Source organism: Candidatus Buchananbacteria bacterium CG10_big_fil_rev_8_21_14_0_10_42_9 (genome assembly GCA_002773845.1).
In the GTDB taxonomy this organism is placed as follows: domain Bacteria; phylum Patescibacteriota; class Patescibacteriia; order Buchananbacterales; family 21-14-0-10-42-9; genus 21-14-0-10-42-9.
Genome location: PEZZ01000009.1, coordinates 1 through 22,797, shown reverse-complemented (window position 1 = coordinate 22,797; position 22,797 = coordinate 1). Strand labels below are relative to the sequence as shown.

At 41.7% G+C, this 22,797-nt stretch carries 25 protein-coding genes; all 25 read right to left on the bottom strand.

Going from position 1 to position 22,797, the window contains the following annotated elements; all coding sequences use genetic code 11:
- On the bottom strand, positions 1-724 hold a 724-nt coding region (locus COT81_01710; protein PIS05350.1), incomplete at its 3' end, for a hypothetical protein.
- 152 nt (positions 725-876) lie between these two features.
- Positions 877-1,386: a hypothetical protein gene (locus COT81_01705; GenBank protein PIS05349.1), complete on the bottom strand. Its 510-nt coding sequence runs from the start codon at positions 1,384-1,386 to the stop codon at positions 877-879.
- A 75-nt stretch (positions 1,387-1,461) separates the two neighbouring features.
- The gene (locus COT81_01700; protein PIS05348.1) at positions 1,462-2,682 is read right to left on the bottom strand and encodes a hypothetical protein; all 1,221 of its coding nucleotides are present in this window, start codon (positions 2,680-2,682) and stop codon (positions 1,462-1,464) included.
- 5 nt (positions 2,683-2,687) lie between these two features.
- Positions 2,688-4,367 carry a hypothetical protein gene (locus COT81_01695; protein ID PIS05347.1) on the bottom strand — a complete coding sequence of 560 codons (1,680 nt, stop codon included), beginning with the start codon at positions 4,365-4,367 and terminating at the stop codon, positions 2,688-2,690.
- On the bottom strand, positions 4,364-4,750 hold the full coding sequence (locus COT81_01690) for a response regulator (GenBank protein ID PIS05346.1): 387 nt from the start codon (positions 4,748-4,750) through the stop codon (positions 4,364-4,366). The genes COT81_01695 and COT81_01690 overlap by 4 nt, the downstream gene beginning before the upstream one ends.
- Positions 4,751-4,895: 145 nt before the next feature.
- Positions 4,896-7,430 carry a hypothetical protein gene (locus tag COT81_01685; GenBank protein ID PIS05345.1) on the bottom strand — a complete coding sequence of 845 codons (2,535 nt, stop codon included), beginning with the start codon at positions 7,428-7,430 and terminating at the stop codon, positions 4,896-4,898.
- 77 nt (positions 7,431-7,507) lie between these two features.
- Positions 7,508-7,873: a hypothetical protein gene (locus tag COT81_01680; GenBank protein ID PIS05344.1), complete on the bottom strand. Its 366-nt coding sequence runs from the start codon at positions 7,871-7,873 to the stop codon at positions 7,508-7,510.
- A 2-nt stretch (positions 7,874-7,875) separates the two neighbouring features.
- Positions 7,876-8,328 carry a protein phosphatase gene (locus tag COT81_01675; GenBank protein ID PIS05343.1) on the bottom strand — a complete coding sequence of 151 codons (453 nt, stop codon included), beginning with the start codon at positions 8,326-8,328 and terminating at the stop codon, positions 7,876-7,878.
- Between the two features lie 122 nt (positions 8,329-8,450).
- A complete protein-coding gene (locus tag COT81_01670; GenBank protein ID PIS05342.1) occupies positions 8,451-9,416 on the bottom strand; it encodes a D-glycerate dehydrogenase in 966 nt (321 codons plus the stop codon).
- 171 nt (positions 9,417-9,587) lie between these two features.
- Positions 9,588-10,511: a transketolase gene (locus tag COT81_01665; protein PIS05352.1), complete on the bottom strand. Its 924-nt coding sequence runs from the start codon at positions 10,509-10,511 to the stop codon at positions 9,588-9,590.
- Between the two features lie 58 nt (positions 10,512-10,569).
- On the bottom strand, positions 10,570-11,430 hold the full coding sequence (locus COT81_01660; GenBank protein PIS05341.1) for a transketolase: 861 nt from the start codon (positions 11,428-11,430) through the stop codon (positions 10,570-10,572).
- Between the two features lie 6 nt (positions 11,431-11,436).
- Positions 11,437-12,114 carry a hypothetical protein gene (locus tag COT81_01655; GenBank protein PIS05340.1) on the bottom strand — a complete coding sequence of 226 codons (678 nt, stop codon included), beginning with the start codon at positions 12,112-12,114 and terminating at the stop codon, positions 11,437-11,439.
- Entirely contained in the window at positions 12,089-12,745 is a 657-nt protein-coding gene (locus COT81_01650) for a hypothetical protein (protein PIS05339.1), read from the bottom strand. The genes COT81_01655 and COT81_01650 overlap by 26 nt, the downstream gene beginning before the upstream one ends.
- Positions 12,745-13,185 (bottom strand): ribose-5-phosphate isomerase, encoded by a 441-nt coding sequence (locus COT81_01645; GenBank protein PIS05351.1) that lies wholly within the window; start codon positions 13,183-13,185, stop codon positions 12,745-12,747. Before COT81_01645 ends, COT81_01650 begins: the two co-directional genes overlap by 1 nt.
- Positions 13,185-13,577: a hypothetical protein gene (locus COT81_01640; protein ID PIS05338.1), complete on the bottom strand. Its 393-nt coding sequence runs from the start codon at positions 13,575-13,577 to the stop codon at positions 13,185-13,187. Before COT81_01640 ends, COT81_01645 begins: the two co-directional genes overlap by 1 nt.
- 89 nt (positions 13,578-13,666) lie before the next feature.
- On the bottom strand, positions 13,667-13,972 hold the full coding sequence (locus tag COT81_01635) for a hypothetical protein (GenBank protein ID PIS05337.1): 306 nt from the start codon (positions 13,970-13,972) through the stop codon (positions 13,667-13,669).
- 43 nt (positions 13,973-14,015) lie between these two features.
- A complete protein-coding gene (locus COT81_01630) occupies positions 14,016-15,269 on the bottom strand; it encodes a hypothetical protein (GenBank protein PIS05336.1) in 1,254 nt (417 codons plus the stop codon).
- A gap of 201 nt (positions 15,270-15,470) precedes the next feature.
- Positions 15,471-16,241: a hypothetical protein gene (locus COT81_01625; protein ID PIS05335.1), complete on the bottom strand. Its 771-nt coding sequence runs from the start codon at positions 16,239-16,241 to the stop codon at positions 15,471-15,473.
- A gap of 167 nt (positions 16,242-16,408) precedes the next feature.
- Complete coding sequence (locus tag COT81_01620; protein ID PIS05334.1) at positions 16,409-17,260, bottom strand: transaldolase; 852 nt, start codon at positions 17,258-17,260, stop codon at positions 16,409-16,411.
- Positions 17,257-19,653 carry a hypothetical protein gene (locus COT81_01615; GenBank protein ID PIS05333.1) on the bottom strand — a complete coding sequence of 799 codons (2,397 nt, stop codon included), beginning with the start codon at positions 19,651-19,653 and terminating at the stop codon, positions 17,257-17,259. Before COT81_01615 ends, COT81_01620 begins: the two co-directional genes overlap by 4 nt.
- Positions 19,654-19,729: 76 nt before the next feature.
- A complete protein-coding gene (locus COT81_01610) occupies positions 19,730-20,086 on the bottom strand; it encodes a hypothetical protein (GenBank protein PIS05332.1) in 357 nt (118 codons plus the stop codon).
- A gap of 42 nt (positions 20,087-20,128) precedes the next feature.
- The gene (locus tag COT81_01605; GenBank protein ID PIS05331.1) at positions 20,129-20,407 is read right to left on the bottom strand and encodes a hypothetical protein; all 279 of its coding nucleotides are present in this window, start codon (positions 20,405-20,407) and stop codon (positions 20,129-20,131) included.
- A 145-nt stretch (positions 20,408-20,552) separates the two neighbouring features.
- Complete coding sequence (locus COT81_01600) at positions 20,553-21,407, bottom strand: cytochrome C biogenesis protein (protein ID PIS05330.1); 855 nt, start codon at positions 21,405-21,407, stop codon at positions 20,553-20,555.
- An 8-nt stretch (positions 21,408-21,415) separates the two neighbouring features.
- The gene (locus COT81_01595; protein ID PIS05329.1) at positions 21,416-22,039 is read right to left on the bottom strand and encodes a hypothetical protein; all 624 of its coding nucleotides are present in this window, start codon (positions 22,037-22,039) and stop codon (positions 21,416-21,418) included.
- 5 nt (positions 22,040-22,044) lie between these two features.
- A complete protein-coding gene (locus COT81_01590; GenBank protein PIS05328.1) occupies positions 22,045-22,638 on the bottom strand; it encodes a hypothetical protein in 594 nt (197 codons plus the stop codon).
- Positions 22,639-22,797 lie beyond the last annotated feature (159 nt).

Genomic DNA, 22,797 nt, shown 5'->3' with positions numbered 1-22,797 from the left:
TGCCGATTAACTGGGCGTTGCTAGAAACCACTTCGATATCTGACGCATTAAAATTATAATTGTCAGCAACGTCAAAACCCCAACTTTTTAATCCGCACTCGTTGCCGCCGCCGCTACCGCTACTGGCCAGCTTAATTTCACCGGCCGTTGAAAAATCTATATTGCCGTCATCAGCAAAAAATTGCGTCGGATTTGACCAAATTGCTTGACCACTGCCGCCCGACCAATCGGTTTGGGTCCAATCAGCCGATTGCCAATTAGTCAAAACAGAATCTAAACTAATTTGATTATTGATTCCAAAAATACTATCCCAAGTAACTTGAGAAGATAAATACTTTGAAGTCGGATCTAATGTCGCGCCCAGATCTCCTTGATTAACAATCGCGCCCGTGCCGTCGCGATAGATATCGCCAATGGTTACAATGCGGGTATAGGCACCATTGGTATCACTGGTGCCGCTTAATTCCCAATAACCGTTTGTTTTGGTGAGGCCATGGTCACCGTTAACGAGTAAATTAAAAGCTTGGCGGCGAATGGCGGCGGCGCCCTCAATGCCTTCTTGGGCGAAAGCGGTAGCTTGCATTAAATCCCGAGAAGCAAAGTTAGTTGTATAATTTCCACTCACCATACCCAAAATACTAGCGGCCAGCAACCCGAAAATCCCCAGCGCTAAAATAACTTCAATTAATGAAAAACCATAATGCTCCCCGCCCTCCTTGGTCATTGCGAGCGACTCTGAGCTTGCCGAAGAAGAGCGTCGCAATCTCTGGGATTGCCACGTCCCCCGACATAGTGTCGGGGTCCTCGCAATGACGGTTGTTTTTTTCATTTTTAATTTATACATAATTTAACTTCCCAGCTATATTTCCTCCTAGTCTAAGGTTCGCTTATATCGACTCGACCAATTGCATCAACAGTGATAAGCAAGGTTTCATTGTTGGGGCTCGTAATGGTCACTGTGCCGTTAGCTGAAGGGGTTCCAGTATATTTTTCAAAATTTATTTCATCATTAAAATCATTTGATAAAACAAAAATCGCGTTCACGCCGACGGCTTCGTCAAAATCTGTGTCGCGAGCGGCAAAGCTTTCGCCTTTATATAAAGTAAAACTATTGCCCATAAAAAAAACTCCCCAAGAGTCGTCTTGAAAGCCGGTGGCAGCGTTTGTTTCGGCCCGACGTAAAGTTTTTTTGATATTGTCAGCGGCAATATCAAAATCACTATTCACTACAGTAGATTGATAAAACGGCACTGCTAAAACAGCCACGACTGATAAAATACCGAGCACAATTAATAATTCAACTAAGGTAAATCCGATTTTGTTTTCAAAAAATTTTTTCAAAAGAGTTCCCTCCGGTGTCATTCCGGACTCCACGCGAGGCCGCATGGCTTCGTGTTCCGGAATCTCTATCTAATAGAGATCCTGAAATAAATTCAGGATGACATTATTAGAATAATTATGTTATCGGTTTAGTTGCCCGGTAATTTCGTAAATTGGGCTAATAATTGATAAGGCCACGAAAGCCACCACAATACCAATTCCAATCAACAGAGCCGGTTCAACTATGCTGGATAAATTTTTAGTTGTATTTTCTACTTCTTTGCCGTAGTACTCTGATAAATAACTTAGTGTTGCGTCCAACTTACCTGTTTTTTCACCAACGGAAATCATTTTAACCATCATTAGTGGGAACAGCTTGTGATGCTTATCTATTTGTTCTATCGACGTATTTACCGAGGTACCAGTTTGAATTTCTTGAGTTAGTTTTTCCAGTCGGCGTTTGTAAACCGCATTCCGAGTAGTGGCGGCAGTAACCGTTACCGCCCGGTCAATTGTTAAGCCGCTTTTCAATAAAGTTGCCATGGTGCGGTTAACTAAAGCTAAATTGTATCCTAAAATAAGCTTGTTTACTATCGGAATAGTTAGCAAAAATTTTGCCCAGATAGGTTTAACTGGTTTGAGGGCGATAATAATTCTGAACAAAATTACCGCCCCCACAAATCCCGTGATAATAAAAAGTCCGTAATTTTCCATTACTTCAGATATCCATAACAGCATGCGGGTGGTGAGTGGAATTTCAACGCTGACCGCTGTGATAATGTTAGTAATTTTGGGTAAAACAAAATAAGTCAAAAGTAATCCCAACGCTACTGCCGACGCTAAAACTATGGCCGGATAAATTGATGCAGAGACAACTTTTTGCCGCAAGGCATGCCTATCCTCAAGGTCATCGACTACATACGATAAACTGTCTTCTAGCGTCCCGCTCTCCTCTCCAATTCTAACAATATTAATAAATAGCTCGTCAAAAATCTTGGGGTAGCGCGCCAGCGAAGAAGATAACTGATGCCCCTCTCTGACTCTTTTGGCTATCTTTTTACTAATCCGCTTGAGTTTAGGTGAAATTGACTGTTCAGACAATACTTCTAAAGACTCCCCTAAGCTAACACCGGCTTTAAGCATCGCCGATAAATGCTTAGCAAATAATATCTTCTCGGTTGCCGAAACTGTGCCAATAGATAATCCGGCAGATAAATTAATTTTACTGGCCGGTGAGATTTTACTCAAATATAAATTTTTCTCGCTCGCCAGCTTGCGCTTTGCCGTTAGCAAATCAACCGCATTTATGCTGCCTTTTCGTTTTTGACCAAGCTTATCAACGGCGATGTAGTTAAATTTCATGACTTTTAATTACGCACTACCCGAATCACTTCCTCCAATGAAGTTAATCCGGCTTTAGCTTTTTCAATGCCGTCTTCTATCATTGTGCGCATGCCTTCCTTTTGAGCTATGGTTCTAATTTCGTCAACATTAGATCGTTTCATAATAGAACTTCGAATCGCCTCACTCATCGCTAACACTTCAAAAATGCCAATGCGGCCTTGGTAGCCGGTTGAATTACAAATATTGCAACCTTTGCCTTTGTACAGCCTGGCATTTTTGCCGCCGCCAAAATATTTGATAATATATTGTTCCGGCAAGATTTTTTTCAATTCGTTTCTGTCAACAGACAGACTGGTGACGCATTGCCGGCAAATTTTTCGCACTAACCGCTGAGCGATAATTATATTTAAAGTTGATGCTAATAAAAAAGGTTCAATATTCATATCCAAAAGCCGTGGGATAGCAGTGGGCGCGTCATTAGTATGTAGGCTAGTCAGGAGTAAATGGCCGGTGATAGCGGCGTTAATTGCAATGCCGGCGGTTTCCTCATCGCGAATTTCGCCGACCATAATAATGTCGGGGTCTTGCCGTAAAATACTTCTTAACCCATGAGCAAAAGTTAAATTAGTTTTTGGGTTAGCTTGAATTTGATTGACGCCATCAATGTCGTACTCGACAGGGTCTTCAATGGTGGATATATTAACTTCACGTCGGTTAAGTTTTTTTAAAATGGCGTATAAAGTTGTTGTTTTACCGGAACCAGTTGGCCCTGTTGTCATAATCATACCGTATGGCTTTTTGTACTCAGCATTAACTTTTTTTAAATCTTGAGAAGTCATGCCGAGACTTTGCAAGCTAAACTCACGGCTTTTGGACGACAACAAGCGCATTACAATCTTCTCACCTTCGACAATCGGCAGGATAGAAACACGCACATCAACCTTACCTTCATCAGTTTTAAAGCGTAATTTACCGTCTTGGGCGGAAAAATGTTCGTCCAGCCTGAGTTTAGCCATAACTTTGATCCGGGTTAAAACAAGTTCATGAATGCGAGCGGGAAATTTTAAAATATCATGCAAAATTCCATCAATGCGAAATCTCACCGCGCTATATTTTTCTGTTGGTTCAATGTGAACATCAGAAGCTTTGCTGTCATGGGCGTAATTTAAAATAGAATCGACAATTTTAATTATTGGTAAATCCTCAGCTTCAGCGCCACCCTTGGCTTCATTCACGTTTTCCAAAATAATGTCTTTAAATTCTTTTTCAATGCCTTTATGATATCGCACGATAGCGCTGCGGATACTTTTGGGCGTGGCATAGTGAACTGATACCGGAAAACCGGTCTTTTTTTCCACTAATTTAATCATCTCTAAATTGGCAGGTTCGGCCGTAGCAATTTTAATCGCTTCCGGTGTTTTAGCATAAGCAATCACCTGTTGTTCTTTGGCTACTAGCTCAGGTATTTCTTGCATCACCGACTCGTCTATGTCAACACGACTTAAATCAACAAATTCAACGCCTAAATCCTCCGCAATCACCTGGCCTAACTGCTCATCTTTAATCAAATCGCTTTCGACCAAAACTTCACTTAACGAACTATTTTCCGACTCAGACTCTTGATAAGCCTGTTTTAAATCCTTAGCATCAATAAGATCAAGTTTTTCAATTAAAATTTTTAACCTATCGTTGGAGATTTTCATTTTCTGCTTTTAGTCAATAAGCGTTTAACTTTTAACACCACATCATCCAAGCTGGTTTCGCTTTTAACAATATAATCTTTAGCACCTAATTGTTTGCCTTGAGTGATATCTTCGGTTTGGCCCAAATTAGAAATTATAACAATCGGGACTTTGCTGGTCTCTTTTTCGCTTTTGATTGATTCCAATAAGTCGAATCCGTTGAGGTCTGGCAAGATTATATCCAATAAAACTAAATCTGGTTTTTCAGCAACCTTAAGCAACCCTTCCCTCCCGTTTGAAGCATAAACAACTTCATATCCGTTAGACTCAAGCAGATTGCCAAGCATCTTGGCAAGAAATTTATCGTCTTCTATAATTAAAATTTTCTTTTGGTTTTTTGACATTCAATTTGAAATACAAAGCAATGCAATATCCTACATTTAGATATTATTATACCATAAAATTACTCTTTTGGTGAAAATAAAACTGTTTCAATAATCGAGGCTTTAAGTTCACTTAAACAAATTTGTTTGCCGGCAAATATGAAAGCTAAATTAAAGATTTTTCACCTTTCTTGGCTTTGGATCCAATAAGGGGCAAACTTATATAGAAAGTGGTGCCTTTTTTTTCTTTTGACTCAAACCAAATTTTCCCGCCCGAAGCTTCAATTATCTGTTTAACAAAATATAGCCCTAAACCGCTACCTTCAACATCACGGTTAATTGCGTTATGGGCGCGGAAAAACTTCTTAAAAATATTTTCCTGGTCGCTAACCGGAATCCCTAATCCATCATCTTTAACCTTAACTACCACATCAGGATCTTGCCGATTAATTTCAACCTTTACGCTCCCGGCGTTTTTAGAATATTTAATAGCATTGTTAATAACATTGCTAAAAGCATGCCTCATCATTTTGGGGTCAACTTTAAGTTTAGGAATTTTAGAATTAACCCTAACTAAGGCACAATCAACATTGCGCGCCTTGCAAAAAGGAGCTTCTTCAACAATAATTTCATTTATCATTTTGACTAAATCGGTTGGCTTGGGGGAAATTCCCACCCTACCAGATTCAATTCTAGAAACATTCAATAAGTCATTAACGAGCCTAATCATGTGCTCATCAGCATCAAGCATCTCCTCCAAATATTCTTTTTGATCTTTGCTTACTTTTCCGGCCTCCCCTCTTAGCATTAACTGCAATAACCATTTGATACTGGAAAGCGGGGTGCGCAATTCATGCGACACGATTGAAATAAATTCTGATTTCTGCCGGTCAATCGCCTCTTCACGAGTAATGTCACGAAAAACAATTAATGCCCCAAAAATATTATTGCCAAATTTTAGCGGCGTGGCGGTTAAACGCACTACTATCTGATTCTTAGAAGTATCATGCAAAATAGCTTTAACATATCTAGTTTCCTTATGATTTTTAATCGTTCGAGTTATAAAATCATCTTTCTTTTTAAGCGGTGATTGATCCAAGCCTAGAGGTTTGAAAAATTCATTGAAAACTTTTCCATAATAACCAGCATGAATATCCAATAATCGCTTGGCTTCTTTATTAGCCTTAACCAATTTGCCGTCTTTATCAACCACCACTACCCCGTCAGCGATATTGGACAACATTATTTCTGATTTAGTCTTTTCTTCTTCAGCTTTATTTTTGGCCCGGTTTAACTCCTTGGCAAACTGACGCAAGGTCTGTTCATTTTCTTTGCGTTCAGTTATATCGCGAAAAATTACTTGGATCGCAAAAACTTTTCCGTCCTCTTTCAGGGGTGTCGAATTTGCTTCCATGACTAGTTGTTTCCCACTTTTAGTAATGATAGTGTATTCATTGGGTGTGCGTTTTTGACCGATAGCTAAAAGGGCAAATTCTTTTATGGCCTTAGCTAAATCTTTAGGCGGTAGCAATTTAATTTTAGTAAAATGTTTTCCTTCAATTTCTCCCTCCGTATATCCCGATAAAGTTTGCGCGGCGCTGTTAAAAGTCAAAATTTTTCCCGTTTTATCTAAAATCACAACTGGATCAGGCGCTGATTCAACAAGTTCAATATAGCGACGCTGCGTTTGTTTATAATTTCTTGTCATCCTTTCAGCTAACGATAAAGCTCGATAATTTGTTGAGCTTTGGGATAATAAAACTAATAAAATTAGCAGACCAAAAGAGACCCCGCCAACCAATACGTATTGAGGTAACCGTTCTTGCGGGAAGGCCAAGCTAAATGCCGGCAAGGTGGAGAAATCAAATGTCCAGACTCTGTCTGCTACCCTAACTTCAGATCTTTTATTTAAATAATAATTTGCGGAAAAAGGCGATTGCACCAATTCACTTCCATACAAAAGATTGGACACCGATAACACACGAGAATCATAAATACGATAATCAATGCCACTGTCAACGTTCAAATTATTAAATACAGTGTTAAACAACTGTTCGGGCCTAATAATCAACCCAACGAAACTCGCTGAACTTAAGCCTGTATCGCCGAAAGGTAAAATTAACCAAACCGTTTTTCCAATCCGTTCAGTCGTTTGGGCAATCGGCCGGGTAGCAATGACACCGCCAGACTCATGGGCTTGGTTAATCGCCGCAGCCACCTCCGGCCAGCTGCCTAAAGTTCGGCCCAATAAAAAATTATCGTCATCAATAGTTTTTAGATAGGTAACTTGCGTAGAAGCCAATACGCCCTCATCAGATTCAAAGTAACCAATGCCATAAACGCCAGGATAACGAGTCGCCAAATCAAAATCAGATAAAAAACTTTGCCAATCAACATTAGTAACATCTTGGTTAACTTTAAACAACCCCTGGAGAGCAAAAAGCAAGTCTAAATAATTTTCAATTTTAATATTTAATGCGGCGGTCAGCTTTTCACTCTCAGCATTGAACTTAGTATCATATTGTCGATTGATTATTAGTTGAGTATTTTGCCACAAAAAATAAATAATTAGCGATGAGGCTACAACCCAAACCGCGCTCAACAAAAAATAATACCAGACACGTCCTGATTTCTGGCGGTTGATACTTTGGACCGTGACTGGTTTAGGGTTGGTTTTTTTTGATGTTTTTTTTGCCTCCATTTTAAAAAATTTACCGAATTGTTTTATTTATTATACCAAAAAAAGACCGATTAGTCTTGATTTGCAACTTTTACCAATTATTGCTTGAAAAAGTCTCTGGCAATTTGAACATCTCTCTCAATCGCCTGCTTGAGCTCATCAGGGTTATCAAATTTTTTTGAGTCTCTAATTTTCTTTAAAATTTTAACCGAGATTTTTTGGCCGTATAATATTTTCTGATAATCAAACAAATAAGTTTCGCATAACCACTCATTTTGATTAAAAGTCGGGGCTGGGCCAACGTGACTCACTCCCGGATATTTATCTTGCCTAATGGTAGTTTCAGACACAAAAACACCGGGCTTATATTGGCCTGGCTTAATTTTTAAATTCGCAGTTTTAAAGCCAAGGCGTTCACCTTGCTGCCGGCCCTTAATTACTACACCGTCAATGGTTATTGGCATGTTTATTTATTCTGGCTGAATTTTCTCAATGCTTCAATTTGTTCGGCGACCGGGTGGACCTCAGGACGTTGTTTTTTTAGTAAAGCAATCGCTTCATCTACGCCCATACCAGCCATAATCAAATAAGCCGCCGCCATTGTCGGGGCGCGCCCATGGCCATTTTTACAGTGAATGTAGACTGGCTTTTTTTGATCAATCATCTCCTTAATAAAATTAGCGCCAGCTTTTAATTGATCAAACGTAGGCGCCGTATTGTCTTTGGTCGGCAGCCATAAGAAGAATTTTAAGCCAAAGGGGGCATCCACGCGTTCGTCTTCAATACTCACGTCAGCCGCAATCCCTTCTTTTTGAATAAGCATTTTATCAAAATCCATTTGGCAGCAGAAGTTTGAGCCGACATACAAATAATCGGCAATCTTATTGTAATTCATCATGACGTGTTTTTTTCCAAACATAAATTTAAATTAATTGTTATCTCGAGCGAAACTCCGTGTGGCCAAGAGGTTTCATGCTAGAAATGTGATAGGTTTGAGATTTCTCCGCTTCGCCGAGCCTAACTCGGCGTCGGCCGAAACGACTAAATTGGGGTTAATGGCTTTTTGTCGTGTAAAACATTAATTATATTTTGGGCGGCAATTTCTGCCATCTTAGAACGTGTTTCAATCGTGCCTGAAGCAATGTGCGGGGTTAAAACGACGTTTCGTAATGTATTCAAGCCTTGAGATAGACGTGGCTCGCATTCAAAAACGTCCAACGCCGCGCCGGCAATTGTGCCTTGTTGTAAAACTTTCACCAAAGCGTGCTCGTCCACCACTTGGCCGCGTGAGGTATTAATAAGGTAAGCTGTTGACTTCATTTGTTTAAGCTGACCTAAACCAATCAAGTGTGTCGTTTGTGGGGTTAGCGGCACATGCAAACTAATCACATCAGAGTTTTTCAATAATGCGTTTAAACTTACAAATTTACCGCGCGTAGCTTTTTCAAACTTCGGGTTTCTTTTGTGGCTGGAATAAATTATTTTCATGCCTAAACCTTGAGCTCTCGTCGCAACCGCCAAACCAATCCGGCCGGCACCGACAATGCCCAAAGTTTTACCTTTCAACTCAGCCCCTAAAAAAAGCAGTGGCGCCCAACCCTTAAATTTACCTGCCCGGGTAAATTTATCAGCCTCGACTATTCGTTTAGTGGCAGATAAAACTAATGCCATGGTCAATTCAGCTACCGCATCGGTTAAAACTCCTGGCGTATTGGTGACTATTATTTTATTTTTTTTAGCATAATTAATGTCAATGTTGTCAAATCCAACGGCGTAATTAGCCACAATTTTTAAGTTATCACCAGCCGCTTTCATTACCGAAGCGTCAATTTTATCCGTTAATAAAGATAAAATGGAGGAACAATTTTTAACTTTGCGGACAAGTTCGATTGAAGTTAAAACACGATCGTATGGGCTTATTTTAACTTCAAAATTTTTTTGTTTTTTTAGCAAATTCAACCCAACTTCAGGAATTTTTCGTGTTACAAATATTTTGTGTTTTTTCATAATTTTACAATAATAATGTCATCCCGAGCGAAGTCTAAAGATCCCTGCACGTCCGTCAGGCGGGTCACTCTTTCCAATCGTCTGACAAATCTTTAAAATTAGGGCTCATATTCTAGGTGTGAGATTTCTCCAGGCGCTCACTATGTTCGCTTAGTCGAAATGACAAAAAGGTTAGCGCTTTAACACTCTTTTAACTGCCTTTATAATACCGTCCTTATCTAGGCCGAACTTAGCTAATAGCTGTTCAGGTTTGCCTGACTCACCAAACCGGTCAGGCATAGCCACAAATTCTTGCGGTGCGGGGTAATGCCTAGTTAAAACTTCAGCTACCGCTCCGCCTAATCCGCCATTTAATTGATGCTCTTCAACTGTTACCACCCGGCCGGTTTTTTTAGTTGACTTAATTATTGTTTTATAATCAATTGGTTTAATTGTATGGCAATTAATCACTTCAACCGAAACTTCTTTTTTGATTTCATTAGCTGCTAATAATGATTGGTAAACCAACGGGCCACTTGCGACTACCGTGACGTCCGTGCCTTGGGTTAAAACTTCTGCTCGGCCAATTTTAAAAGGTGACTTTTGGGTAGTAAAAATAGCACTAGCCGACCTGGCCAGCCGAATGTAAACCGGCCCTTTAATTTTAGCCGCTTCAATAGTTGCCTTTTTAGCTTCTTCATAGTCGGCCGGGGCTAAAACTGTTAAGTTAGGCAACACGCGAGTGATAGCAATGTCTTCTAAGGCCTGGTGGGTGGCGCCGTCTGGGCCAACCGACACTCCGGCGTGAGCGCCGACAATTTTAACATTTAAATTTTGGTAACAAATTGACACTCGGACCTGATCCCAATTACGGCCGGGAGAAAAGGTCGCATAAGAAGCAATAAACGGAATTTTTCCAACCATAGCCATGCCGGCGCCTAGACCGGCTAAATTTTGCTCGGCCACACCCACTTCCACAAAGCGACTTGGAAATTCGACTTCAAAAAAATTTGTCTTGGTTGAATCAGTTAAATCACAACACAGTGCCACCACATTCTTATCAGCTTTTCCGGCCGCCACCAAACCATGTCCATAACCGGAGCGGGTAGCTTCCATTTTTATATTCGGCCTAAAAAGCTGGGGTGATAATTTCTGTTTTTTTACAAGCGCTAATTTACTCATAATCATGACATTCAATTTTACCGCCCAAGGTCCGTAAATGTTTTAGGGCGTGTTTAGCTTCTGCTAGCTTGGGCGGCTTACCGTGCCATTCGGGCCGATCTTCCATAAAATGAACACCCTTACCAGGAATTGTATTGGCAATAATCATCGTGGGCTTTTCTTGCATAGCATCAGCTTGCTCACAGGCATTAATAATTTCACTGACGCTATGCCCGTTAATAGAAAGCACGTGCCAATTAAAAGCTTCATATTTTTCTTCAAATGGTTCTAAGGGCATGACGTCTTCGGTATGGCCATCAATTTGGATGTTATTACGATCCACGATTATGGTTAAATTAGACAGCCGATTTTTACCAGCAAACCACAACGCTTCCCACACTTGCCCTTCCTGCTGTTCGCCATCACCCATGACGCAAAAGACCTTCCAAGATTTGTTATCCATTCTGCCGGCCAAGGCCATACCGGCGGCAATGGAAATGCCTTGCCCCAACGGCCCAGCGGCATTTTCAATGCCTGGTGCGCTACGATAATGCGGATGACCTTGCAGTCGGCTACCTAATTGGCGTAAAGTTTGAAGTTCTGATTTTGGAAAATATCCGGCTTCAGCTAAAGTTGCGTACCAAACCGGACAAATGTGCCCAGCCGATAAAATTACGCGGTCACGGTTTGGATGCCAAGGTTTTTTAGGGTCGTGGTTTAAAACATTAAAGTACAAGGCGGCAAAAACTTCAGCCATCCCAAGCGGTCCGGCCGAATGCCCCGAACCCGCTTTAACTAATGAACTAATAATATTTTTACGGATATTATTGGCCTTAGAATTGATTTGTTTAACGCTCAAATTTTTTTGGGCCATAGATTATCAGCGTTTATTCCGGTTGTGGTTTTTACGATTCATAGCTAGCTTCTCCTCCCGCTTTTCCCGCTTAATCGCTTTTACCACTTTTCTGACTAAACGTTCAGGGTCAGTATCAAAAATAACTTTACCAAAGCCACGCTTAGCCACATTTAAAATATGTTCAATTTCAGTCGTAATACCGCCGCTGCCCAACAAAACGCCTTGAACCTTATTATCTTCAAAAGCGACAGTAAATTCATTCAGGGTGCCAATTCGCCCGCAAACGGTAATCACTGCGTCACTTGCCCGAGTCAACAATAAATTACGCCCAGCGTAATTAAAACCGGTAAAGACCACCATATCCAAATATTCCATAGGCAAGCGGTATGAACGTAAATGCTCAGCTTCAGTTGCCGCAGGAGAAAAACCGATGCTAAATCCCCCGGCCTCCTTAGCCCCTTTAGCCGCGTGGGTCGGAATGCCCTTAGTCGCGCCGGTTACGATAATCGCGCCTTGCTCGGCAATCGCCTTGCCCACATCGTAAGCTTTATCTTTACCAAACCGGACGCACTCGCCCGCCGCCGCGCCGGAAACGCAAATTTTAAGTTTGGGACGAAAACTGGCTTGGATTTCTTTAATTGTAGTTGTTTTTCCGCTTGGTTTTCGCGACTTTTTTTTAAGTTTTGATTTCTTTGATGGCATTTTGTAATTTAGTTAATTGTGATTTAATTTCTCCTTGGTTTAAAAAACTCCCGCTAGATAAAATTCTCGCTCCGGCCGCCGCCACCTTTGGCGCGGTGGCATCGCTAATACCGCCGTCAGCGGCAATTTTATAAGGTCCGACACGTTTGGCGAGCTGTTTAATTTTCGTTAACGTACGAGGTTGAAATTTGGCGCCATTTTTACCTGGCTCCACTGTCATTACAAGTATAACATTAAAAGATAAAAGCCAGGGAGTAATTTTGCTCACCGGCGTTTCGGGATTAATGGCTAACCCAGTTTGCCATTTATTTTTCTTGGCTAAGCTTAGCAACTGGCGCATTTGAGATTCGTCTCGAATAGCTTCTATGTGCCATACCACCCGTTTAATTTTTTTAAACCCTGACAACTCGTTTAAGTAATCCGAAGGCCGAGTAACCATTAAATGAATTTCGTAATTTAACTTAGAATTAATTTTTTTTATTTTTGAAAAATTATGCCAACTTTTACTTTTTACTAAGGTGTTATCTAAAACATCGATTTGGGCAATTTTGAAATATGGTTCATACTTTTTTACTTTATTCAAAAATTCTGATTCGCCCTTAACTAAAATGGTAGGGATAATTTTAACCATTACCGAATACGGCTTAACTGCTTTACTCGCCGGTGGTGGCGCTTAGCCGAAGAGAATCGAGTATTCAAAAAAACTTCTGTAATTTGTTTGGCCATCGGCAAAGTTGTAAAACCTTGGCCGAGGCATAAAATATTAGCGTTGTTGTGCGACCGGGCTAAACGCGCAATTTCAGTGCTGTAGGCAAGGGCGGCCCGGGCACCACGAACTTTATTGCAAGCCATAGCTTCGCCTTGGCCGCTATGCCCAATCATCACGCCAAAACTGCTTTTATGCTTCACTACCCTTTCAGCTACGCGGGTAGAATATTTAGGATAATCATCAAGCTTTTGGTATGTTGTATTGCCAACGTCAATAACTTCGTAACCTTTGTTTTTCAAAAAGACTTTAAGTTTTTCCTTTAACTTAAAGCCAGCGTGATCAGAACCAATATATATCATAATTATAATGTTAACTTTGTTTGCCAGGCACCGTGCAAATGGCAATTAGATATTGCTTTTAGGCTTTTGGCGTCTTTGGCAACGTCAAACTCAGCTATGGCTTGGTCTTCTGGTTCAAATTCAACTTTATCATATGCTTCGTCGTCAACATAAAGTTCAATCCAGTCCAAGTAATGTACCGGCTGCATCGGGTTATCTATTTCTACCCTTACCCTGATTATCTCGCCCACAAAATCAACTTCAATTTTAGGTACGTGCTGTTGTTCGAAATGATTTAGGGCCTCAGGATTTTGGGGCTCATGAACCTCCATACCGTAAATTATTCTTGTTGTACCCACATTATACCATATTTTAACAATCAAAAAAACTGCCGGATAGCAGTTAAAATTTGTCATCTCGACCGCAGCGGAGAGATCTCAACATTTCCATAATCAGTACAGCTTACAGCAGTGTGAGATTCCTCGACTTCTCTCGGAGTGACATTTTATATTTCGCTCAATGGCTTTAACGTTTCAGCCTTTGGCGCTTTGCCTTGGCTTTTGCCAACGACGATATCATTAAGTTCATTAATTAGACCATCAATATAATCTTGGTCCATACCATGAGCTCGCATGCCGTCGCCAATAGCTTCAAACTCAGCGATGCCGCAACCAACGCAATGCAATCCGGCGGCAGTCATGGTCATGGCGAGCTTCCGAGCTTGTTTGGGAAAATACTCAAAAATTTCAGTTGGTGTCATTGACTCAACAATTTTTTGAGGCGCTTTAGGTTTGGTTGATTTAGCTTTCATATTGGGTAACAAGATTACTTGAGATATTTATTTTTGTCAATACTTATTCAGACAACTCTTCAAGCGTTATCCGCACTTCTCTCTCCTCGCCTTTTTGATACACTTTTAAAGTAATAGTGTCACTAACTTGCTTATCGCGAATAACTGAAGCCAAAGAACGCTCATCAAGCTTAACTCCGTCAATCTCTAATATTATGTCATTTTCTTCTAAGCCGGCTTTATTGGCTGGTGACCCTGGAATCACAGCCAATTCCTCGCTGGTTTCGCCGCGAACAATTAAGGCGCCGTAATCATAAGGCAAACCATTAGCTTCAGCCAAAGATTCCGTTATAGTCTGGTAACGCACGCCAATATATGGACGTACAATGCGTCCCGTTTCTATCACTGAATCAACAATGGATTTAACTTTATTTGACGGAATAGAAAATCCGATATTTTCAGCACCCCCGGCCACAGCGACATTTACGCCAATGACCTTGCCTGACAAATTCAGCAATGGGCCGCCTGAGTTGCCGGGATTAATGGCCGCGTCTGTTTGAATTACCTCTTCAATTTGTTCAAATTGGCCGAAGCCGGTACCGGCCACAATGTTTCTTGAAAGACCGGACACAATCCCAACGGACACTGAATTGCGATATTCAGACAAAGCATTGCCTATCGCAATTACGCTTTGGCCAAGTTGTATTTCGCTAGAATCGGCAAATTCCAAATACGGAAAATCATCGCCTTTAATTTTCATCACGGCTAAGTCAAAAAAAGGATCGCGCGCCAAAATTTCTGCTTCGTAGCTTTCGCCGTCGCTAGTAAAAACCGCATACTCTGCGTCTTGGGCAACAACCACATGTTTATTGGTAATAATTAAACCGTCAGCAGAAACTAAAAATCCTGAACCGCCGCCGATTTCACGTTTTTCCGTACCGTTTTGGCGTTGGCGTAATTGAGGAATTTGAAAGCCAAAAAAGTCATCGCCAAAGGGATTAACATTTTCATAATACTGCTCGTAGATGGGCACATCTTTTGAAATTATGACCGATACAACTGCCGGATTTGCCCGCTTGACCGCTTCAACCACGAACGTTTCCTGCGTCACTAAGCTCCCGTCATATTCATTGCCGTTTGGGCTTTGGGTAATCAAGGTTTTTATTTGATCGCCTTGTTTGTCTGATAACCATTGGACTATCTCTTCTTGGCTATTCCAGGCAATAAAACCGGCAATAACCAACACTAATAGCGCCCCGATTACGCCGTAAGTAAAGGCAATAACTTTGGGATCTTGAGACGACTTTTTATATTCCATATAAAATTTTAGTATATTTTATTATACTAACGAAAAAAATATTTTCAAGTGACGCGCTGACTTCGCTCGTCAATCCGGACTCCACGGCAGCCCGTATGACTTCATGATCGGGAGATCTCTATCTGATAGAGATTCTCGCCGGAGTTTATCCCGTACTGCCATACGGTATAGGAATGACTTAGAGACTGCGCGGGAATGGCATTAAGGCGGCAAGTTAGCAATCCACTGTAAGCAAATTTCGTAAAGTTCAGGTAAGGCAGGTCCCCTTAAACCGTGACTGCCGCCTATTATGACTTCCAATTTTTTCTTACCGGGCAGGGCCTTATATAAAATTTTGTGATGTTTGACGGGGGTAGTTTCGTCTTCATCGCCAACAATTAATATTACCGGCATGGTTAATTTTTTAGCCTGAGGCAATAGGTCGTAGCGCATACGGTCTACCATGTGTGACCAAGGCAACTTTATCATCGGCGTTCCTGGTTTTGATCGGCTTTCTCGCAACTGCCAGCCTTTAGCCTCCCACTCTTTAACCTCGCTAGCACTAGCTTCGGCAGATAATTTACCCGATACAACCGCAGACAATAATGCTAAAGCTTTTACTTTTTTAGGAAATTTTTGAGTAAAAATTCCTGAACAAATCGCGCCTAAACTATGGCCGGCTAAAATAAAAGGCTCTTGGTACCAATCTTGTTCGGTTGACCATTTTAAAACATCCTCCAAGTCCTCATAGTAATTTGTAGTTGTGGCTAGGGCAAAATCTCCATCGCTTTCTCCTAAAGTATTAGTTGTGTCAAAGCGCACCACCGTGCAATCAGCATCCCTAAAAGCTTTAGCCACGGTTTCAATTTGAGCCTGCTCTTTAAATGAACCAAGGCCGTGCATAACAAAAGCTAGACCCTTAGGTGAGCTGTGCTCCTCAATAATCACCGCCAAATTTTGATTTTTACGATTTTTAATAAAAACTTTTTGCATAAAGTCTTTGTCATTTCAACTATGCGGCCATGGAGGCACATGGAGAAATCTCAAACTGTTATTATAATAATATCAGAAATCCCTCGACTCTGCTGGATATGACATTGCAGTAACTTTCACCATCACCTGGCCGGGGCGGCAATGTAACAGGGAGGAATTAAAGATGATTATTTTATCAAATTATTCCAATCAGCGGCAAATTTGACTAGTCCTTTATCCGTTAAAGGGTGGGAGATATCAAAGGCTTTCCAATCTTGAGTTAAATCTAATTCTTGATATTCAATTTTTTTCAGGCCGCGAAGAGTATCGAGGTTGCCTAACTCTTTGGGGACTGGCATGCCGGCATCGCCCCATTCTTTCAAAACTTTAAACGGGACGGTGATAATATCAACGCCTGTATAAATTGCATAAAGCAAATGATCGATATTTCGGACACTCGCCATCAAAGTTTCCACGTGTCCATCACCTTGGGAAAACATTTTCATAATATCTTCAATTAAGCATACACCACACTCGCCTAAATCATCTAAGCGCCCGTCAAACGGTGAAACATAGACATCGCTCCTTTGCGCCCCGCGCGTCGCGGCATACACGGCTGCGGCTTGCTGTTGGGTAAAACACAAAGTCATATTTACTCGAATTTTATCTTCAGTCAGTCTTTGTGCCGCTTCAAGACCGCCTGCTGTAATTGGCAATTTAATGTGGGCATTGGGAATCCATTCATACATCGCCTGGGCCTGTTTTACCATCTTACGGGCGGGCGTCTTTTTTTCAGCATAGACTTCAATCGATACCGATCTATCAGGAATTAGTCCGGATATTTCTTGGACCACATGTTTATAAAAATCATACACTTCTTGTTCGCTGAATTTTTTATCACTGGCGTCAGGATTTTTTGCAATTAATGACGGATTGGTAGTTTGGCCGTCTAAAAAGCCCAGTCTGTCAATCGCTGCTTTGGTTTCAGTCGGATCGCCGCTGTCCAAATAAATTTTAGTTTTCAAATTTTTTGGTCTCATTTTTTCTTTCTCTCCTTTTTTACCGGCCTTTTTAATACTGGATGCCTACCAAATTCTCCGCGCAGGGCCGAAACAACTTGTCCAGTGTAAGTGGGATTTTTGCCGGATTGAACTCTAAAACGAAACGAATCCTCAATAACTTTAACCGGCACCCTTAACTCCTTAGCGGCTTTAATGGTCCATTCACCCTCACCAGTGTGAGACACGCGACCATCAACTTTTTCTAAGCTAACCCCGTATTTTCTATAAGCATCTATTAACCACCCGACCAATCTAGACTCAATTACGCTACCATGATTATACACATTAGAGGCTCGTTTTAAATCTAAATTAAACTTCGATTTTTTTAATACGTGGAACCCCTCGCCAATCGCCTGCATCATACCGTACTCGATCCCGTTATGTACCATTTTTACAAAATGGCCAGCGCCATACCCTTCAAAAAACTGATACCCTTGGGCAATGGCCATGTCTTGGAATAATTTTTCGTGTTTTAAAAAAATCTTTTTATCTCCCCCAACCATTAAGCAAGCGCCTCGGCGAGCCCCGCTTGGACCGCCCGATACACCGCAATCCAAAAAATTAATACCGCGCTGTTTAACTTTTCTGGCGCGCTTCAGGGTATTTTTATAAAATGAATTTCCGCCATCAATAATAGTGTCTCCTTTTGACAAAAGCCCAACCAACCCACCTTTGCCAAACAAAACATCGTCAACTGGCTTGCCGGCCGGTACCATCAACCAAATTAGACGCGGCTTTGGCATTTTTTCAATCAGTTCCGGGATAGATTTGGTCAAACGTAACCCTCGCTCCACGACATCCGGTATATCGTCAGGTGTTCGGTCGTAACCAACAATGTCCCAACCTTGGGCTAACAAGTTACGCGCTAAATTTGCACCCATTCGACCAAGGCCAATAATACCAATTCTCTTATCTCCATGAGGCTGGTGCGCGGCGAGCACTTTATCAGCTTGAGTCGAGATTGAATAACGATTAGGCTTATAACTTTCTAATGGTACCAAATCTTTTTTCCAGGCTTCCATAAAAGGATCAATCATGCGCCACATCGCTCTAATTTCATGAGTACTGACAAACAGTGTTTGGTCGCCATTGATACAGTCCAACAACAATTTGGCATATTCTTGTACATATTGAGTCTTATTTTCCTCCTTATACAAAAAATATTTAAGACGTCGCTTTTCTAGCTGGGGCTTAAAGCCTGGACGCTTTGACCAAAATTCAACCCTAATGCCGGTGTTGGGCTGAATACTAAAGATTACTCGGTTTTGAAAATGTTTGCCAGGCGGGCAAAGGCAAGGGGTTGGATGTTTAAATAATACCTCAATTTCTTTTCGCACCCTTCCCATGCGTTTACCGCTTTCAATCGTAATTGGAACCCCTCTCCAACGAGGATGTTCTAAAAATGTTTGCAGTTTAAAATAAGTAGACGCTTTAGAACCTCGCTTAACTCCCTTGATTCCTTTATAACCTGTATACTGTGCCCTAAAAGACATATCTTTAGCCTCCCGTTGCGTTGGCCTGTGGAGGGTTTGCAATATGCGAGAACGGGCTTTACGGATTTGGGTCGGGTCTTGGCTGGCTGGATTATTCATAGTTATCAACGCAATCATTTGCAACATATGATTTTGACCGACATCGCGCAAGGCCCCAACCTTGTCATAAAAAACACCGCGGTCCTCAACGCCTATACTTTCCCAAAGTTTCATGTCAATACTTTCAATGTATTTATTGTTCCAATTAGCTTCAAACAAATTATTACCAAATCTAAAGGTTAAAATATTTTGTAGCATCTCTTTGGCTAAGTAATGGTCAATACGATATATCTGTTCCTCCTTAAATAAGGATGCCAAAAGTTCATCTAATTTTCCGGCGCTTTTTAAATTCTCACCAAAAGGTTTTTCTACAATTACCCGGCTCCAACCAATTTCATCACTGCATAGATCCGTAAGTTTGGATCTTTTTAAATTTTTAACAATAGTTTCAACATGCTCTGGTGCCACAGCTAAATAAAATAATTTATTAGCGCAAACTTTCCATTCACCGTCAACCGCGCCCAAATGTTCGGCAAGGTTCACATAATCTTGGTGCCGTCCAAACGAACCCTGCTGAAAATGAAAAAGATCCAAAAATTTTTGGACTGGTTTTCTACTACGAGTAAACTTCTTTTTTTTGAGAATACCGTAAACGTGCGAACGAAACTTTTCATCGTTTAGATCTCGGCGAGAATAACCTTGGACCCTAAACATTTTTGGTAATTCGCCGGCTTGATGCAACAAAAAAAGCGCCGGGACTATTTTTTTAGCCATTAAATCTCCGGTCGCTCCAAAAACAACTAAAATAGTTGGCACGTTTGGCTTAATTTTAGCAACCATAGCTGAAGTATAACATATCTAAAATGTTTAGTCACAAAAAAGCCCGAATGGGCTTTGTCGAAATATAGACTAAAAATTATAACGCGTTGATAATTGAATCAACTACAAAAGTTGCAATGGCGAAAGCTGTTAGAACAATAACTAGCCCGATTACACCAGCCACCATAGCTTTACGGCCTTCTCCGCTTTGGTCTTGGTCACCGCCAGCCGTCATGATTCTAAAACCGCCATAAATAATCGCAAGTATTGCTAAAACTCCTAAAAAGGCAAAAAAGGCTTGAATAATACGCAAGATTGTTTCTCTTACATCACGCGTACCAAGACCAAGCGATGTGCCATAATTTAACCCCACATCAACCGCCAAAACTGGCAAGGCAACTAAAAAACTAGGCAAGCTCGCCAAAGTGTAAGATAATTTATTGCGCAATTTCATGCCAACAGTATACCCTGAAAGCTACTCATTGAAAAGACGGTTCTAACCAACTTCAACACCGTGCCAAAAAGCTACATAGCCTTTAATTTCCTTGGCCGCTTCAGATGGATTGGGGTAATACCAAGCGGCATTTTCGTTAACCGAGCCATTTACTTCCACACTATAATAACTCGCCTCCCCCTTCCACGGACAGGTCGTGTGATAGTCGCTTACTTTGAAATATTCTTTTTTAATCGAATCAGGAGGAAAGTAATGATTGCCCTCAACGACAATTGTTTTGTCACTCTCGGCAATCACTTTATTGTTCCAAATGGCTTTCATATGTAAAGTTTTACCAATTACTTTTTAGAGTATAATAAAAACCAAACAATTAAAAGTAAGCTGCGTCACAAACTCAAAAGCACCTTAAATGGCGCTTTATTGATGGCTAGCCACGTTAGGCAGGCAGGCTTATCAATTGGCAAACTTATTGAGAACTTTTCCTTAGAACTTGATTCATGGAAATGCTGGGCAACACTTTCATGACTAAATTATTCCACGCGACATGAAAGATTGAGCCCTCCCAAAATGCCATCTTGAATGGCAGATATTGAAAAAGATACGCGCCGATTCCGACCAACCCCCAGCCCATTGCCCTTTCAATTCTTGTTTGCTGACGACCCACCCAATTAAGCGTGTTGATCCCCAAAATAGCAAGAACGGTTAAGAAAATGAGTGGCGTGGCTCTGCCCAAACCATGTATTACTCCCAAAGTAATGCCGTCTCCTACATTGCCGACGGTTGCGATGTAAGTTAAAAGAACATAGAAAGCGGGATTGGGACAGCCTACACCAGCGTTGCCCAAGAAAAGACCCATAAAAAACGATTTTGAATAGTCACCGCCTTTTTGAATTGAGGTTGGCAGAACTTTCGCCATAAACGGCAGGCGCACGGTCATCAGGCGCAGTTCAGAGAGCCCGAAAACAAATGCCATTGCTCCGGCAATGCCGAACATGAAGCGGATGAGAGTATTCATGCCAATGTATTCTCCGAACCACGCGACAGCCGCGCCGTAGATACTCAAAGTAATTGCAAGTCCTAATCCGAAAAGCACCGCCATTGTAAGCCCCTTGAGCGGCGACTGCTTCATGGCCAAGGGCACAATAACAAATACCAAAGGCAAAGTGCAGGGAAGAAAAATCATAGAGATCCCAGCCGCGTAGGCGAAAATAAGGCCGGCCTGCGCTCCGGGCGTGGTAACAAGCCAAAAAATGCCGATGATGGTGATCGAGAGAAGAAGGAAAGAAAAAATGATTAAGCTGTTGCGGATTATTGATGTCATGGGTTTGCTTATATGCCCCCGCTTGCTCCGGGAACCTGTTCGGGGCCTTTATTTGTGTAACGCTTGATAAAATCTTTGATACGCTCAATCGGCAAGGTGTCATTTTCGATATCAAATATGTCAAGCCGGCCCCAGGCGGCGAGTGCTATGTCTGTTTCATTTGCTTCGCGTGGCGTGATGATGACTTTCGCAGCCCCGAATTGCTTCAATGCTTCTTTTGTTTCTCCTGCGATGCGCGGGTGATACGCGATCCATATATCGCCATGCTCAAGGTTGTGAATAATATTTTGGTCGGAAATCATTTCATCGCGAAAACCTGAACGGGCGGTTTGACCGTAGTGCGGCCCCGATGTCGGCGGGTTTGAAGTATATTCTGGTAATTGACTGCCGGTCGCGATATGACTTGCCTCCATTAAAGAAACAGAGCGGCTGAAATTTTCTCCTTTCGGTGCGCTGCTTTGCGCTAACAGATATAGGCCGTAACCCACAAGGGTAATAATTGCAAAAACAATGCCATAATTTCTGATTTTACGCATAAAGCGATTGCGTTGCTGTGAGCGCTGTTCTGCTTCTTTTTCTTGCCTTCGCATTTCTCGTTTTTCCTGCTTGGTGAATTGTTGTTCTTCGTTCATGGTTTTTAATGATGATGTTCGCTATCACCGCCGCACCCGTCGGAAAGATTCCAAACCTCGGTGAGCTGTTCTCCGGTGAAGCCGTGATTTTTAATAAGGTATTTACCAAGGCCGCCATAGACATACCATCTCCAGCATTTGCAGCAGCACGGTCCCTTCTCGCTTGAATTAAGCATCGCGTAATCGTATGCCTTCTGTTCGTCCGGCGTGAGTTCAAGGTCGTAATAAGACAGCAATTCTTTGGCAAGTCCCGCTTCTATGTCATACGGATCGTCGGGAATTTTATCAATGTTTTGGCCGGTAACAGATTTAAATTCTACTAACCCTTCAACCTGCTCGGCGTAGCGGTGAAGTGACATGGGACTGCAGCATGAACCCTGCAAGCGGTTTGTATCTGGCATTGCAGCGATAGATTCCCTGAATGTTCCAGAGCACGAAGAATTACCGTTTTGTTTTAGGATTTCAAATTTTGCCGCAAGTGCTTGATTGACGCCGGCTGTAAGGGGAAGCTCCGCGCCCTTTTTCTGCGAAGAAAGATAGAACGCCCCGCCGATAATCAGAGCCGCAACGGCTATTGAAATTGATATTTGTTTATTCATATATTTGATGATGGTTTACAGATAAGGGGGTCGGTTATTTTGCGGGAAATCAAATAGACGGATGCGCCCAAAAGAATGACGCTTAGAATCCCGAATTCACCGCCTTTGAGCGGTAGAAGCGCAAGGGCCCCCGATGCGCCGATGAATGAAAGCGTCGTG